This is a genomic window from Baekduia sp. (assembly GCF_035685985.1).
Classification (GTDB): Bacteria; Actinomycetota; Thermoleophilia; order Solirubrobacterales; family Solirubrobacteraceae; genus Baekduia.
The window spans coordinates 63,898-78,872 of record NZ_DASRZV010000008.1 but is presented as its reverse complement, the minus strand read 5'-3'; the positions used below and the strand labels follow the sequence as shown (position 1 = coordinate 78,872).

At 76.9% G+C, this 14,975-nt stretch carries 16 protein-coding genes and 1 pseudogene; 1 reads left to right on the top strand and 16 read right to left on the bottom strand.

Going from position 1 to position 14,975, the window contains the following annotated elements:
- Window positions 1–27 precede the first annotated feature (27 nt).
- A complete protein-coding gene (locus VFG42_RS02710; protein WP_324904992.1) occupies window positions 28–2,904 on the top strand; it encodes a hypothetical protein in 2,877 nt (958 codons plus the stop codon).
- 10 nt (window positions 2,905–2,914) lie between these two features.
- Here the strand turns inward: VFG42_RS02710 and VFG42_RS02705 are convergent, their stop codons facing one another.
- The 16 genes and pseudogenes from VFG42_RS02705 to VFG42_RS02635 all read right to left on the bottom strand — a co-directional run bounded on the left by VFG42_RS02705 (window position 2,915) and on the right by VFG42_RS02635 (window position 14,911).
- Window positions 2,915–3,943, bottom strand: a complete 1,029-nt coding sequence (locus VFG42_RS02705) for an aminotransferase class I/II-fold pyridoxal phosphate-dependent enzyme (protein WP_324904991.1) — start codon at window positions 3,941–3,943, stop codon at window positions 2,915–2,917.
- Window positions 3,940–4,467, bottom strand: coding sequence for a bifunctional adenosylcobinamide kinase/adenosylcobinamide-phosphate guanylyltransferase (locus VFG42_RS02700; RefSeq protein ID WP_324904988.1), 528 nt, complete (start codon window positions 4,465–4,467; stop codon window positions 3,940–3,942). The genes VFG42_RS02705 and VFG42_RS02700 overlap by 4 nt, the downstream gene beginning before the upstream one ends.
- Window positions 4,458–5,372 (bottom strand): adenosylcobinamide-phosphate synthase CbiB, encoded by a 915-nt coding sequence (gene cbiB / locus VFG42_RS02695; protein ID WP_324904986.1) that lies wholly within the window; start codon window positions 5,370–5,372, stop codon window positions 4,458–4,460. Before cbiB ends, VFG42_RS02700 begins: the two co-directional genes overlap by 10 nt.
- Window positions 5,372–6,010, bottom strand: coding sequence for an adenosylcobinamide amidohydrolase (locus VFG42_RS02690; protein ID WP_324904984.1), 639 nt, complete (start codon window positions 6,008–6,010; stop codon window positions 5,372–5,374). The genes cbiB and VFG42_RS02690 overlap by 1 nt, the downstream gene beginning before the upstream one ends.
- Window positions 6,007–6,609, bottom strand: a complete 603-nt coding sequence (locus VFG42_RS02685) for a precorrin-8X methylmutase (RefSeq protein WP_324904982.1) — start codon at window positions 6,607–6,609, stop codon at window positions 6,007–6,009. The genes VFG42_RS02690 and VFG42_RS02685 overlap by 4 nt, the downstream gene beginning before the upstream one ends.
- The gene (locus tag VFG42_RS02680) at window positions 6,591–6,809 is read right to left on the bottom strand and encodes a 4Fe-4S dicluster domain-containing protein (protein ID WP_324904980.1); all 219 of its coding nucleotides are present in this window, start codon (window positions 6,807–6,809) and stop codon (window positions 6,591–6,593) included. The genes VFG42_RS02685 and VFG42_RS02680 overlap by 19 nt, the downstream gene beginning before the upstream one ends.
- Complete coding sequence (locus VFG42_RS02675; protein ID WP_324904978.1) at window positions 6,806–7,162, bottom strand: cobalamin biosynthesis protein; 357 nt, start codon at window positions 7,160–7,162, stop codon at window positions 6,806–6,808. Before VFG42_RS02675 ends, VFG42_RS02680 begins: the two co-directional genes overlap by 4 nt.
- Before the next feature lie 14 nt (window positions 7,163–7,176).
- Window positions 7,177–8,436, bottom strand: a complete 1,260-nt coding sequence (gene cbiE, locus VFG42_RS02670) for a precorrin-6y C5,15-methyltransferase (decarboxylating) subunit CbiE (protein ID WP_414642312.1) — start codon at window positions 8,434–8,436, stop codon at window positions 7,177–7,179.
- A complete protein-coding gene (locus VFG42_RS02665; RefSeq protein WP_324904974.1) occupies window positions 8,349–9,506 on the bottom strand; it encodes a cobalt-precorrin-5B (C(1))-methyltransferase in 1,158 nt (385 codons plus the stop codon). Before VFG42_RS02665 ends, cbiE begins: the two co-directional genes overlap by 88 nt.
- The gene (gene cobM / locus VFG42_RS02660; RefSeq protein WP_324904972.1) at window positions 9,499–10,308 is read right to left on the bottom strand and encodes a precorrin-4 C(11)-methyltransferase; all 810 of its coding nucleotides are present in this window, start codon (window positions 10,306–10,308) and stop codon (window positions 9,499–9,501) included. The genes VFG42_RS02665 and cobM overlap by 8 nt, the downstream gene beginning before the upstream one ends.
- On the bottom strand, window positions 10,305–10,952 hold the full coding sequence (locus VFG42_RS02655) for an energy-coupling factor ABC transporter permease (protein ID WP_324904970.1): 648 nt from the start codon (window positions 10,950–10,952) through the stop codon (window positions 10,305–10,307). The genes cobM and VFG42_RS02655 overlap by 4 nt, the downstream gene beginning before the upstream one ends.
- Window positions 10,939–11,655, bottom strand: a complete 717-nt coding sequence (gene cobA, locus VFG42_RS02650) for a uroporphyrinogen-III C-methyltransferase (RefSeq protein ID WP_324904968.1) — start codon at window positions 11,653–11,655, stop codon at window positions 10,939–10,941. Before cobA ends, VFG42_RS02655 begins: the two co-directional genes overlap by 14 nt.
- Window positions 11,652–12,404, bottom strand: coding sequence for a precorrin-3B C(17)-methyltransferase (locus VFG42_RS02645; RefSeq protein WP_324904966.1), 753 nt, complete (start codon window positions 12,402–12,404; stop codon window positions 11,652–11,654). The genes cobA and VFG42_RS02645 overlap by 4 nt, the downstream gene beginning before the upstream one ends.
- Before the next feature lie 3 nt (window positions 12,405–12,407).
- Window positions 12,408–13,298 (bottom strand): energy-coupling factor ABC transporter ATP-binding protein, encoded by an 891-nt coding sequence (locus VFG42_RS27375; protein ID WP_414642311.1) that lies wholly within the window; start codon window positions 13,296–13,298, stop codon window positions 12,408–12,410.
- Between the two features lie 120 nt (window positions 13,299–13,418).
- Window positions 13,419–14,180 (bottom strand): annotated as a pseudogene (locus VFG42_RS27370) (sirohydrochlorin chelatase); the annotation flags it as partial.
- 2 nt (window positions 14,181–14,182) lie between these two features.
- Window positions 14,183–14,911 carry an energy-coupling factor transporter transmembrane component T gene (locus VFG42_RS02635; protein WP_324904962.1) on the bottom strand — a complete coding sequence of 243 codons (729 nt, stop codon included), beginning with the start codon at window positions 14,909–14,911 and terminating at the stop codon, window positions 14,183–14,185.
- Window positions 14,912–14,975: the final 64 nt, after the last annotated feature.

The window sequence follows — 14,975 nt, the reverse complement described above, 5'->3', positions numbered from 1 at the left end:
CGGGCACGCCTCCAGGAAGGTCTGGACATGCTCCGCTCCCCGTCCCTGCTCCTCGCCCTCGCGTGCGCCTGCGCGGCGGCGGTCCTCCCCACCTCCGCCGGCGCCGCCTCCTCCTGGCCGATCACCCAGGTCATCACCGGCGGCAAGGTCACCTACGCCGGCGGCGTCTCGGGCTCGCTGAAGTCCTCCAGCCCCGACACCGACGAGAACTACAACGACAACGCCGCCGTGGACTTCTCGATGGTCTCCTACGCCGGCGACCTCTACGGCGGCCTGTCGATGATCGACGACGGCGGCGCCTCGACGCAGGTCAAGCAGTACACGCAGATCCCCGGCAGCGGCAGCCTCAGCGCCCGCTTCCGCCACTGGGACTCGGTCAAGGGCTACACGTGGGAGAACGTGAGCTGCCAGATCTCGGGCAAGGCGATCGCGCCGCCGCAGCCGGCGCGGGCCGGCGCCGGCAAGCTGAAGCCCGGCAGCGGCGTCGCCGCGCTGGACTGGGCGTCGGGCAGCTCGTGCAGCAACGGCAGCAAGACCGGCTCGGTGGTGGGCCCGATGCTGTCGGGCATCGTCGGCGGCGCGTCGATCCCGGTCGGAGGCACCCCGCCGACCGGCGCGAGCAAGACGTTCGACGTCCCGTTCAACGACGACGCCGCGTGCCCGCCCAACGGGCTGCCGAACTGCCGCTACAGCTACAGCGGCGAGGGCCACGCGACCGTCCAGTGCGCGATCTGCCTGACGAACGTCGAGCTGGAGCAGGTCCAGGTGATCACCGGCGACCTGATGCCGGTCCCCGCGACCGGCACGATCGACGGCAACCGCGTGTTCGTCACCGCCACGTTCACCAACACCTCGCCCTACACGGTCAAGGGCATCGTCAACTGGCGCGAGCGCGTCGGCAAGCGCCAGCTGATCGACGCCGGCACGAACACCGAGGGCCCGTTCACGACGTTCCCGGCCGGGCAGTCCAAGAAGATCCAGTTCGAGTGGGACACCTCGGGCTTCGCGTGGGAGAAGGGCGCCCCGAAGTCCGATCGCGAGCTGGAGATCCGCACCGGCTGGGGCGGCGGCTACGTCAAGGTGAAGGTGTTGCCCAAGCCGATCGTGGCGGTGCACGGCTGGAACGCCAACTACAAGGGCTGGAACGTCGCCAAGCAGGTCATCCCGTCCGCGATCCACCCCGAGCTGAAGGACCGCGTCTACGCGGTCGGCGACGTCCGAGGCATCGGCATCATGAACACCGACCCGATGAACGGCGACTCGATCGCCCAGAACGCCGCGCAGGAAGCCAGGTACGTGCAGTCGATCCGCGAGACGGAGAACGCGGAGCACGTCGACCTCGTGGCGCACTCGATGGGCGGGCTGATCTCGCGGTACTACATCGCCAAGCTCATGCCCGACCCGTACACCGACTACCGGCCGACGGTGACGCACCTGGTGATGCTCGGCACGCCGAACATGGGCTCGCCGTGCGCGGACCTGATCGGCATGGCCGCGTGGGGCACGCCGACCGACCAGCTCAAGCCCAGCTACGTCGACGGCGTGTTCAACCAGCAGATCACCGACCGCCGGATGGTCCCGTTCTCGCTGATGGCCGGCGACTGGAACGAGCGCACGTGCACCGATCCCGAGCACGGCGACCTGGTGGTGTCGGTCCCCAGCGCGTGGTGGACGATCTCCGACGTCGCCAAGACCTACGCCCAGCACATGGAGCTGACCGACCTGTCGTCGATCTTCTCGTCGTTCGTCAAGCCGCGCGTCGGCCAGGATCCCGACCAGCTGCAGAACGTCTTCCAGCTGCCCGCGACCGGCCCGCGGGCCGAGGTCGCGGCGCGCTCCACCGCGCCGGTCGAGCGTGAGGCGGTGGCGGCCAAGGCCGACGCCGAGCCCGCCGTCCAGACGGGCGTCGCCAAGACCGTCACGGTCCCCGCGGGCGGCACGGTCGACGTGGCGCTCCCGGTCGGCGTCGCGACCGCGCTGTCGGTCGGCACGACGGCCCCGTCCGACGTGAGCTCGTCGCTGATCGCGCCGGGCGGCGCGGTGGTCGACGCGGTCGCCGCGGGCTCGGACGCCGCGCGCGCGCCGATGCGCTTCCAGCGCGCCGCCTCGCCGGCGGCGGGCACGTGGACGCTGCGGCTGTCGCAGGTCGGCGGGGGCGCGACGAAGGTCGCGGTCGTCGCGGCGTTCGAGGGCTCGCCGCTGGTGCTGCACGCCGCCCGCGAGGGCGGGAAGGTGACCGCGACGCTCCGCGACGGCGGCAGCGCCGTGGGCGGCGCGACGGTCACGGCCGACCTGCGCAGCCCGGGCGGGGCGACGCGGACGCTGACGCTGCACGACGACGGCGCCGGCGCGTACTCGGCCACGACCGACCTGCCGGCGGGCGAGTGGTTCGGGACCGTCCACGCGACGTCGGCCCAGGGCGAGCGGTTCGCCGACCTCGGCGCCGCGGCGGCCACGACGGATCCGTCGGACCCCGGTCCGAGCGGTCCCTCGGACCCGTCGGGCGACGGCCCCGTGGGCCCCGGCCCCGGCGGCGACGGCGGTCCTCGGACGACGCCGCCGTCCGGCGGCACGAAGGGCCCGAGCGGCGGCACGCCGAAGCGCCCGGCCACCGTCAAGGTGTCGCTGAGCGCCAAGCAGAAGCGCGTGCGCCGGGCGCCCTACCGGTTCGCGCTGAGCGGCAAGCTGTCGCCGACCTGCCCGTCCGGGACCAAGGTGCTCGTCACCGTCACGGCCGGTCGCAAGACGGTGGCCAAGGCCACCGTCAAGGCCACCAAGAAGTGCACGTTCTCCGCGAAGGTCAAGGTGGCCAAGCGGGCCAAGCTGCGCGCAACGGCGGCGGTCGTGCCGTCCGCGAGCGTCGCCGCGGCGGTGTCGCGGCCGCTCGCGCTGCGCGCGGGGTAGGGAGCAGCGCTCAGGCCGGCGTGCCCTGGACCGCACGCCGGCCTAGCGCCTGCACCAGCCGCGCGTCGGCGGCGCCGCCGCGCGCGGTGAGCCGCACGTGGTGGGAGCCGAGCCCCGGGAACGTCGAGGCGGGACGGATCGCGATGCCGTCCTGCCGCAGCGCGGTCGCCAGCGTCAGCGCGTCGGGGCCGTCGCCCGGCAGCTCGGCGAGCACGAAGTTCGCGGCGGCGCCCGGGTGGACCTTCATGAGGTCCCGCAGCGCGGCGGCGAGCGCCTCCCGGTCGCGCCGCGCGCGCTCGACGATCGGCGCGAGGCGCTCCGGATGCAGCGCGGCGGCGCGGGCGACGACGAGCGCCGGCGCGTTGACCGACCACGCCGGGCGCGCGTTGCGCAGGCGTCGCGCCAGCGCCGGCGGCGCGAGCAGGTAGCCGACGCGCAGCCCGGGCACCGCGAGGATCTTCGTGAGGCTGCGCAGCACGATGACGTCGCCCCCGGCGCCGTCGCCGTGGCGGTCTCCCCCGGCCAGCGTCTCGGGCTCGCCGGGGACGAAGTCCATGAACGCCTCGTCGACCAGGACCGTGCGCCCGAGCGCCCGGACGTCCGCGCGCCGATGCAGGACGCCGGTCGGGTTGGTGGGGTTGCCGACGACGACGAGGTCCGCGTCGGTCGGGACCCGCGCGCCGTCCAGCGCGAACGGCTCGCCGAGCACGACGCGCGTCGCGCCGGGCAGCACGCGCTCGGCCTCCATGAACTGCGGGTGGACGATCGCCGGGCGCCGCGGCGCCAGCACCCGCGCGACGAGCGCGTAGCCCTGCGCGGCGCCGTTGAGGAGCACGACCTCGTCCGGGTCACGGCCGTGGCGGAACGCGATCGCCTCCGCGGCCGCCGTCTCGTCGGGATAGGCGGCCAGCGCGTCGTCCAGCTCGCGCCGCAGCAGCGCGCGCAGCCAGTCCGGCGGACCGCCGGTGGCGACGTTGACCGCGTGGTCGTCGCGCGCGCCGCGCGCCCAGACGTCGCCGTGGACGTCGCCGCCGGTCACGGCAGCTCCACGATCCGCCCGGCGACGACGAGCAGCGCGCGCTCGGCGACCGCGCTCAGCGCCTGCGACGCGTCGCCGAGGACGTCGAGCCAGAGGCGCGTGGCGCCGGACGGCGGCACCGGACCCCAGCCGGCCTCCTCGGCGACGACGATCGTGGCGCCGGGGCGCGCGCTCGCGGCCCGCGCCAGCGCGGCGGTCTCCGCCTCGAGCGACGGCGCCCGCTTCGGGTCGTCCAGCGCGCCCGCGCGCCAGAGCACCTCGCCGACCCACGTGCCCAGCGAGTCGAGCAGGACGGTGGCCTCGGGCGGCGCGCCGCGCAGCGCGGCGACCACGTCGACCCGCTCGACCGTCTCCCACCCCGCCGGACGCGCGGCGCGGTGCGCGGCGACGCGCGCGGCCATCTCGTCGTCGGTGACCGTCAGCGGGGCGAGGACGACCACCTGCTCGCCGGCCTCCCCCGCGAGCCGCTCGGCGACGCGGCTCTTGCCCGACCGCCGCGGGCCGAGGACGAGCGTCAGCGCCATGCCGCCACCCCCGCGGCGCCGAGCGCCAGCACCGCCGAGGTCGTCGCGCTGAGCCGGATCGCCCGGCGCAGCGCGGCGGTGTCCGGCGGCGGGCCGTCGCCCAGGCGCGGCCGGTCCTCGACCGTCCCGTCGTAGTCGTTGCGCCCGCCGAGCGTGACGCCGAGCGCGCCCGCGAACGCGGCCTCGACGCGGCCGGCGTTCGGGCTCGGGTGGCGAGCGCCGTCGCGGCGCCAGGCGCGGACCGCGCCGCGCGCGTCCTCGCCGCACAGCACGGCCGCGACCACGGTCGCCCCGGCGCAGGCGCGCGCGGCCGGCCAGCCGAGGACGTCGTCCAGCCGCGCCGCCGCCCAGCCGAACTGCGCGTAGCGCTCGCTGCGGTAGCCGACCATCGCGTCGAGCGTGTTCGCCGCCCGGTGCGCGACCGCGCCCGGCGCGCCCGCGACCGCGCCCCACAGCAGCGTGCCCGCCTCGGCGTCGGCGGTGTTCTCGGCCAGCGACTCCAGCGTCGCGCGCGTCAGCTCCGCGCCGTCCAGCGTCGCGGTGCGCCGGGCGACGAGCGACCGCGCGAGCGCCCGCGCCGCCTCCAGCTCGCCCGCGTCGATCAGGTCGGCCATCCGCGCCGCGGTCCGCCGCAGTGACCGCCCGCCGAGCGCCGCCCAGCCGCAGGCCGCCAGCGCGACCGCGCGACCGCGTCCGCCGCCGACCCGCCGCGCCGCCAGCGCGGGCGCGACGACCAAGATGATGGTGTAGGTCGCGCCCGCCGCCCGCGACGGCCGGTAGGCGACGCGCTCCAGCGCCAGCGCCGCGCGGCCGAAGCCCGCCACCGGGTGGAAGCGCGCCGGGTCGCCGAGCAGCGCGTCGAGCGCGACCGCCCCGAGCAGCCCCACCGCGCGAGCCGCCGGCATCAGCGCGCGGCCTCCGCGTCGCGGCGGGCGACGAAGTCCCGCGCGCCCTCGTGGACCGCCGCGTGCACGCAGCGCGCGATCGCCGCGCCGGCCGTCGACATCGGCCCGGCGAACGGCTCGGTCGCGCCCGGCAGCGCGGCGACGCAGATGCTGTCGGTCGCGGTGCCGGTCGCGAAGCCGTCGTGGTTCTCGGCCGCGACGCGCGCGTCGGCCAAGGCCTGGGCCTTGGCCTCGGTCGCGGTCTGGACGGCGTAGACGAGCGCCGCGTCGGTCAGCGGCGCCTCCACGAGCACGAGCACGTTGATGGTGTTGACCGCCGGGACCGACCGCAGCAGCCGTCCCGCCGCGGCCAGCGGCACGCCGATGCCCACGGTCGCCACCGCGCGCGCGGCCCCCGCCTCCTCGCAGGTCGTCGCGCGCGACACGTCGGCGGCGGTCATCGCGCCGAGCGTCGTCGCCGCGTCCAGCCCGCGGGCGCGCATCTCCTCGCGCAGGTGCTCGTCGGGGTCCATCCGCGCGTAGCCGTGCTCGACCTGGAGGTTCAACCAGGCCCGCGCGTCGCGCAGCCCGCCGCCGACGACGCTGGACGACAGGCAGCGGCGCACGCCGCCGAAGTCGACGACGACCGCGCCGGTCACGCGCCGTCCTCCGAGAAGTACAACAACGCGTTGACCGCCGCGACCGCCACCGCGCTGCCGCCGCGCTCGCCGCGGTTGGCCACGCACGGCAGCCCGCTGTCGACCAACGCCGCCTTGGCCTCGGCGGCGCCGACGAAGCCGACCGGCAGCCCGACGACCAGCGCGGGCTCCGCGGGCGGCTGGGCCAACAGCTGGAACAGCGCGGTCGGCGCGTTGCCGACGACCCAGACCGCGCCCGCCGGCGCCTCCCGGGCCGCCAGCGCCATCGCGGCGGCGCTGCGCGTCGTCCCGGCCTCGGCGGCCAGCGCCGGCACCCGCGGGTCGGTCAGCGGCACGATCGCCTCGCGCGTCGTGATCCCCGCCGCGACCATCCGCGCGTCGGCGTAGATCGGCGCGCCGCCGGCCAGCGCGGCGCGACCGGCGCGCAGCGCCGCCTCGTCCAACACCAACGACTCGGCGAACGACAGGTCGGCGCCGGCGTGGCAGACGCGCTCGGCGACCGCGCGCGACAGCGGCGGCAGGGTGGTGAAGTCGTGTCGCGACCGCAGGATCGCCATCGACTCGACCTCGATCGGATGGGCTACGCGACGACCGGCCACGGGGCCTCCTCCTCGGACATGGGGATGAACGCGTCGGCCGGGCAGATCTCCAGGCACTCGCCGCAGCCCGTGCACTTGTCGATCAGCGTGAGCAGCGGCGGCCCGTCGAACCACGCGGGCGCCGGGCGCAGCGCGCGCTCCGGGCAGGTCTTCAGGCACGCCCCGCAGCCGCGGCAGTCGGTGGTCGCGGCGTAGATCATGGGGTCGCCGCGATCGCGCAGGTGGCGTGCGCGCTGCGTCGCTTGTCCACCAACAGCTCCGCGCCGAGCCCGGCCGCCAGCAGCGCGGACGCTTCCGCGACGCTCGGCGTCCCGACGTGGGCGGCCACGACCGCCGACGGCGTCGGCACCGGCACGCCCGCGAGCATCCCGGCCGTGTAGAGGCGCAGCGGCCAGCGGCGCGCGCGGGCCAGCGCCAGCAGCGCGGGCTCCCCGGCCTTGACGTCGGCCGAGGCCAGCAGCGCCACGTCGGCGTGCGTCAGCCCGGCCTCGCCGAGCGCCGCCGCCACCAAGGCCTCCAACTCGTCGGACGGGCAGCCGCGGCTGGCGCCCACGCCGAGCGCGACCGTCACGTCCGCCGCCCCACGGCCACGACCACCGGGTTGATCGCCGCCAGCCGGTGCCCGCCCGCCAGCGGCGCCAGGCGCGACGCCTGCACGAGCGTCGCCTCGGCCTCCAGCCCGGCCGCGCGCAGGCGCTCCAGCACCGGCCCGGCGCGCTCGACCAGCGCCAGCGTCACGACCACGGCGCGCGCGGTCGCGCGCGTCGCCGCGGCGTCGACGATCGCCTCCAGGTCCGCGCCCCCGCCGCCGACGAAGACCGCGTCGGGATCGGGGAGCCCGTCCAGCGCCGCGGGCGCGCGGCCCTCGACGACCCGGACCGGCACGCCGAACGCCTCGGCGTTGCGCGCGGTGCGCGTCACCGCGTCGGCGTCGTCGTCGATCGCCACGACCGCCGCGCCCAGCCGCGCGCACTCGACGGCCACGCTGCCGCTCCCGCAGCCGACGTCCCAGACCAGCCGCCCGGTCCGCGGCCCGAGGTGCGCGAGCGCGACGGCCCGGACCTCGCGCTTGGTGATCATCCCCGCACGGTGGTCGAAGTCGTCCTCGGGCAGCGCCCACGCCGGACCGGTCAACTCGATCGACTCGGCCGCCGCGAGCGACACCACCACGTTGGGTTGGTCGAAGGCCATGGCCGCGATCTCCTCGGGCGTCCCGTGGACGACGCGCTCGTCCGCGGCGCCCAGTCGCTCGGCCACTGCCAGCGTCCGTCCCTCCCACCCGCGCATCCGCTCCGCGAACCACGCCGGCGTCGCCGCGCCGTCGGTGAGGATCGCGACCTTCGGGTGGCGCAGCGCGGCCGCCAGCGCCGGGCGCGGGTCGCGCGCGTGCGCGCTGACCAGCAGCGCGTCGTCCCACGGCAGCCCGAGCCGCGCGAACGCGACGGCGGCGCTGGCCGGCGCGGGGTGCACGCTCAGCCGCTCGGGCGGGATCGCGCGGCGCAGCGCGCGGACGATGCCGAAGAACCCCGGGTCGCCCGAGGCGAGCACGGCCGCCGGGCCGTCGAAGGCCGCCAGCTCGCCCAGCGCGCCGTCGATCCCCGCGCCGAGCGTCAGCGTCGGCACGCCGCCCGGCGCCAGCGCCCGCAGCTGCCGCGCGCCGCCGGCGACCAGCTCGGCGCGCTCCAGCAGCGCCTCGGTCCCGGCGGGCACGCGGTCGCCGTGGACCCCGAGGACGGCGATCACGCCAGGGCCTCCACGGCCAGCCGCCCGCGCGCGCCCGGCGACGCGCCGGCCAGCCGCGCGCCCTCGAAGTCGACGATCGCGCAGTCCACGACCAGCGCGCCGTCGATGTAGGCGCCGAGGTTGTCGGCCACCTTGGCGCACAGCAGGTCCGACGCGGCGTGCAGGCCCGCGCCCTCCCACAGCTCCCAGGCGTGGCGGCCGGTGTTGGACGCCGCGACCTCCGCCGCCAGCGCCGCGTCGCCGCCGGCCTCGCGGGTGACCTCGGCCAAGAACAAGGGGTCGACCTTGGACCGCGTCCAGTGGGTCATCATGATGCCCGCGGCGAGCTTGGCCAGCTTGCCCGCCATGCCGACGAACACGCAGCGCTCGAACTCGAGCTTGGCCGCGCGCTTGAGCGCGTAGCCGGTGAAGTCGCCGACCTCGACGAAGCAGACCTCGGGCAGCTCGGGCAGCAGCTTGCGCGCCGCCTTCTCGGTCCGGCCGCCGGTGGTCAACACCACCGTCTTGGCGCCCTGCGCGTCCATGACGTCGATCGCCTGGCCGACGCTCGCGCGCCAGGCGGCGGTCGAGAACGGCCGGACGATCCCGGTCGTGCCGAGGATCGAGATCCCGCCGAGGATGCCCAGCCGCGGGTTGGACGTCCGCCGCCCCATCTTCTCGCCGCCGGGGACCGAGATCATCACCTCGACCCCGACCTCGTCCAGGTCGAAGACCTCGCTCACCGCCGCCGTGATCTGCGCGCGCGGGCCCTTGTTGATGGCCGGGCCGCCGACCTCCAGGCCGAGGCCGGGGCGCGTGACCGTGCCGACGCCCTCGCCGCCGCGCAGGACGATCCCGGGCGTCTCGGTCAGCGCGACGCGCGCGGTGAGGTGCGCGCCGTGGGTGACGTCGGGGTCGTCGCCGGCGTCCTTGACGACGACCGCGACCGCGGCGTCGCCGTCGCGCTCGCAGCGCTCGACGCCGAACGTCGGGCGCCGGTCGCCCTTGGGCAGCGGCACGACGACCTCGGCCGGCGGGTCGCCGTCGCGCAGCAGCAGCGCGGCGGCCTTGGCGGCGGCGGCGCTGCACGTGCCGGTCGTCCAGCCGTAGCGCAGCTTGCCGGTGGCGACCCGGCGCGCGCTGGCGGGCAGGTTGGGCGTGCGGAGGTCAGCCACGCGGCGCCTCCTTGGTCTTGTTGTAGCGGTCGGGGCGGCCCAGCGGGCGGTAGCGGTGCCCGTAGCCGGGGTCGTAGACGTGCGAGCGGCCGGCGCACGACGCGTCGCCGAGCGCGGGGCCGACCAGCACCAGGGCCTGCGTGGTGATCCTGTTGGCCTTGATCGACGCGGCCAGCTCGCTCAGCGGGCAGCGCACGACCAGCTCGTCGGGCCACGACGCGCGGTAGACCACCGCGCACGGCGTCTCGGGCGCGTAGCCGCCTTCGAGCAGGTCGGCCTGCAGCTCGCGCGGGCGGCGGACGGACAGGAACAACACCAACGTGGTCCCGTGCTTGGCGAACTCGACGAGCTGCTCGTTGGGCGGCATCGACGTGCGGGTCGGGCGCCGGGTGTAGATCAGCGACTGCGACACGTCGGGGATCGTCAGCTCCTGGCCCAGCGCGGCGGCCGCGGCGCTCACCGACGAGACGCCGGGGACGATCTCGGTCGCGATGCCCAGCGCGCGGCAGGCCGCGAGCTGCTCGTGCAGGGCGCCGTAGACGGTGGGGTCGCCGCTGTGCACGCGCGCGACGCGCAGGCCCTCGCGCGCGGCGCGCGCGTAGATCTCCACCACCTGCTCGTGCGTGCGGTCGTCGGACGGGACCAGCTCGGCGCCCGCGCGCGCGTGGTCGAGGATCGCCGGGTCGACCAGCGAGCGCGCCCAGACGATCACGTCGGCGCGCGCGAGCACGCTCGCCGCGCGCAGCGTCAGCAGGTCCGGCGCGCCCGGGCCCGCGCCGACGAAGGACACCAGGCCGCTCATGACGCCACCGCCGCCGGGGCGCGCCGCACGCGGACGAGGTCCGGCCGGACCGACATGAGGGCCTTGACGATCAGCGCGGTCAGCGTGCCCTCGACGACCGCGATCACCGCGTAGGCGCCGAGCGTCGACCACGCGATCTTCGCCAGGTCGATCGGGACGTCGGCCCCGAGCGCGAACTCGGCCACGAACGTCAGGGCGGACAGCTCGACCGCGATCGCCGCGCCGATCCCGCAGGCCAGCGGCAGGTCGATCACGCGTCTCAGCAGCAAGATGATGGGGTAGCCGGCGAAGGCCGGGACGAGCGCGAGCGTCACGATCGTCAGCCCGAGCGTCGAGATCCCGCCGTCGCCGAGCGCGAGCGCCTGGATCGCCGCGACGACCGCGATCGTGATCGCCCCCAGCCACGGGCCGAGCAGGCAGACGGCCAGCGCGCCGCCGAGCAGGTGCCCTTGCGTGCCGACCGTGATCGGGAACATCGGCGCGTCGCCGACGAGGAAGAACGCGGCGGCCAGGCCGGCGATCGGCAGGTCGCGCTCGCGCTCCTCGCGCTGGAACCGGCGCAGGCAGACCGCCAGCCCGGCGCCCGCCGCGACCGCGCCGACCGCGCAGGCCGGCCCGGAGAGGAAGCCGTCAGGGATGTGCATTGGCCACCTCCAGCGCCGCGACCTCTCCCACGACGAACGTCACCGGCGGCGGCAGCGGGCGCGGCAGCGCGCCGAGCGTCCCGCGCTCGACGACCTGCGCGTCGCGCGTCGCGCCGCTGATCGCGGCGATCGGCGTGTCCTCGGAGCGGCCGCCGGCGATCAGCTTCGCCGCGATCCGCCGGATGCGGCCGCGGCCGATCAGGATCACCAGCGTGCCGCCGAGCCTCGCCAGCAGGTCCCAGTCGGGCGGCGTGCCGTGCTCGGGGTCGTCGTTGCCGTCCACGAACGTCGCGGTGACGCTCAGCTGGCGCAGCATCAGCGGGATGCCGGCGGCGGCGGGCGCGGCCAGCGCGCTGGAGACGCCGGGGACGACCGCGACGTCGACCCCGGCCGCGCGCAGCGCCAGCGCCTCCTCCCCGCCGCGCGACGCGACGAACGGGTCGCCGCTCTTCAACCGCACCACGTTGCTCCCGGCGCGCCCCAGCGCGACGAGCAAGTCGTTGACCTCGTGTTGGGGCAGCGCGCGGCGGCCGGGCTGGAGCCCGACGCAGCGGCGCTCCGCCTCGGGCCGCGCGAGCGCGACGACGGCGTCCGCCGACGGGCGGTCGTAGACCACCACGTCGGCGGAGGCCAGCGCGGCGCGGGCCGCGCCCGTCAACAGCATGGGGTCGCCCGGCCCGGCGCCCACCAGCGTGACCGTCATGCGCGCACCGCTGCGGCGCCGCGCACGGCGACCAGCCAGGGTCCCGCGTCGCGGGCGGTGTCCCCCGCGACCAGGACGACGGTGCGCATCGTGACGCGCTCGGGGTCCAGCGCGCCGAGCGTCGTGCGCCGCACCGCCTCCCCCGGGCGCGTGACGTCGTGCGCGAGGACGACCGGCCCGTCGTCCCCGCGCGCTTCGCGGAGGATCGCCACCGCGCGATCGAAGCCCTCGGTCCGCCGCGACGAGCGCGGGTTGTAGAGGGCGATCGCGATCCCGCTCGCGGCCAAGGCGCGCAGGCGGTGCTCGATGCGGTCCCACGACATGTGGATGTCGCTCAGCGACACCACCGCGAAGTCGTCGGTCAGCGGCGCGCCGGCGACGGCCGCGGCGGCCTGGGCGGCGCTGACGCCGGGCACGACCACCACCTCGGGTCGCTCGCCGGCGTCCAGCTCGGCGGCGCGCGCCAGCGTCCGCGCGGCCATGCCGTGGACGCCCGCGTCACCGCTGCTGACCAGCGCCACGCGCGCGCCCTCGGCGGCGAGCACGAGCGCCTCGTCGGCGCGGCGCTCCTCCTCGCCCATGACGCCGCGCACGACCCGCTGCGCGGCGCCGAGCAGGTCCTCCACCATGTCGACGTAGGCGCCGTAGCCGACGACGACCTCGGCCTCGGCGACCGCGCGCGCCGCGGCCGGCGTGCGGTGCTCCGCGCCGCCCGGGCCGAGGCCGACGATGTGCAGCGTCCCGGTCATCGGTCAGGCGGCGAGCGGGTTGAAGCCGGCGGGCAGCTCGAGGCGGTGCGCGCGCATGAAGCCCTCGTCGGCGAGGACCTCGCGCGTCGGGCCGTCGGCGACCACCTGGCCCTGGTCGAGGACGATCGCGCGCGGGCACAGCTCCAGCGCGTAGGGCAGGTCGTGGGTCACGAGCAGGGTGGTCAGGCGCAGCGAGACGAGGACGTCGGCCAGCTCGCGGCGCGCGGCGGGGTCGAGGTGCGACGAGGGCTCGTCGAGGACCAGCACATCGGGTCGCATCGCCAGCACGCCGGCGAGCGCGGCGCGGCGGCGCTGCCCCGCGGAGAGCGCGTGCGGCGCGCGGTCGGCGAGGTCGGTCAGCGCGACGCGCTCCAGCGCCTCGTCCACGCGGGCGGTCAGGTCCTCGTCCTTGAGCCCGAGGTTGGCGGGGCCGAACGCGACGTCGGCGCGGACGGTCGGCAGGAAGAGCTGGTCGTCGGGGTCCTGGAAGACGAGTCCGACGCGGCGGCGGATGTCGCGGCGGGTCTTGGGCGTGAGCGGCGTGCCGCCGATCGCGACGTCGCCGGTCGCGCCGTCGAGCATGCCGTTGAGCTGGAGCGCGAGCGTGGTCTTGCCCGCGCCGTTGGGGCCGAGGATCGCGACGCGCTCGCCCGCCGCGATGCGCAGGGAGACGCGTTCGAGCACCGGCGTGCCGTCGGGGTAGGCGTAGGACAGGTCGCGCAGCTCGACGGCGGGCGTCGCGGTGTCGTCGCCCGCCGCCGTCGCCGCCGCCGGGACCGGATGCAGCGCGCGCTCGCGCGGCGGCGTGAGCGCCACCGGTGCCGGCCGCGGCGCGCGCGTGGCCCGCCGCCGCCCGCGGCGGCCGGTCGCCGGCCCGTCGCCGTGGGGCGTCAGCGAGATCGGCATCCCGACCTTGTCCTCGTAGCCGGGCAGCCGCACGCGGTAGGTGCAGAGGTCGCAGTTCATGCGCACGTCGCCGCGCAGCGCCTCGCGGTAGCGCTCCAGCACCAGCCGCGCGAGCCGCCGGTCGGGCCCGAGGTGCGCGGCGGCGCGGACGTCGAGGTCCGGGTGCGCGTCGGCGTACGCCTCGGCCGCCGCGTACAGGCGCGGGACCAGGATCCCCGTGAACAGCAGGAACGGCGCGACGACGATCGTGCGCGCGCCCAGCCGCCGCAGGCGCTCCAGCGCGGCGGGGACGTCGGGCCGCGCGACGCCCGCGAACGCCGGCTCGACCATCCCCAGCCCGCGGCCGTCGGCCAGCAGCCGGGCCACCTTGTACAGGTCGCCGCACGCGTCGGGGTCCGACGAGCCGCGGCCGACGAGCACGACGCCGGTCGTCTCCGGGTCGTGGCCCTCCGGCGGCAGCGCGGCGCGGATGCGGTCCTCGGCGACGGCCAGCACGGCGGGGTCGATGCCGAGGTCGCGGCCCATCGCGAACGCGACGCCGGGATGGCGGCCGCGGGCGCGCGCGAGCGTCGCGGGCCCGTCGTTCTTGAGGTGGCCGGCGGCCAGCAGCACGAGCGGGACCGAGACGACGGACGCGGGCGCGGCGCGCGCCATCAGCCGGTCGACCGCCTCGTCGACCAGCGGCTCGGCCAGCTCGATGAACCCGGTCTCGACCGGGATCTCGCCCGCGGCGTCGCGCACGAGCGCGGCCAGCGCGTGGAACTCCGCCAGGCCGTCGGCGTCGCGCGTGCCGTGGCCGACGACGAGCAGCGCGGGCGGCGCGGCCTCGACGGCGCCCGGACGCCGAGCCCCCTGGGCGAGGTCGTCCACGCTCACCACCGCGCTCCGATCGTGGCGAGCAGCGCCGGCAGCGCGGCGACCACCGCGATGGCCATGGCGTTGGCTCGCAGGACGGCCTCGGTGCCGACGCGCGGCATCCGCCCGTCCCAGCCGCGCGCGAGCATCGCGCCGTGCACACGCTCGCCGCGGTTCAGGCAGCGGACGGCCAGCGCGCCGGTCGACTGCGCGACCGCGCGCGCCTGCCACAGCCAGCGGGCGTCGTCGCCGCGCGCCTGGCGCGCGGTGTTGACGCGGCGCAGCTCCTCGAGCACGACCTGCAGGTAGCGCGCGGCGAGCGCGCCGATCGCCGTGAACGTCGCCGGCACGCGCAGCCGCTCCATCCCGGCGACGATCTCGGCCGCGGGCGTCGTCGCGCTGAGCACGCCGGTGGCCAGGACGACGAGCGTCGCCTTCGCCGCGATCGCGCCCGCCAGGGCGAGCCCCTCGGCGCCCGCGACGAGCGGCAGCACCACGATGAACAACAGGAACGGGATCTCGACCAGCAGCCGGATCGCCAGCGACGCGACCGGCACCCGCCCCCACGCGGCGAGCACGGCGACGATCGCCGCGTCGACCGCGAACGGCCACCACGCGCCCCGCGGCACGAACGCGACGCTCAGCGCGAAGACGACCAAGGCCAACACCTTGACCTCCGGCGCGGCGTCATGGAGGGCCGTCCGGACCTCGGCGACGACGGGCTCGCCGTGCGCGGCGCCGCTCACGGCGCGAGCCTCGCCCGGAGGGCTCGTTCGCGGGCGGAAGCTCGCCTGGCGGCTCGCCTCCGCG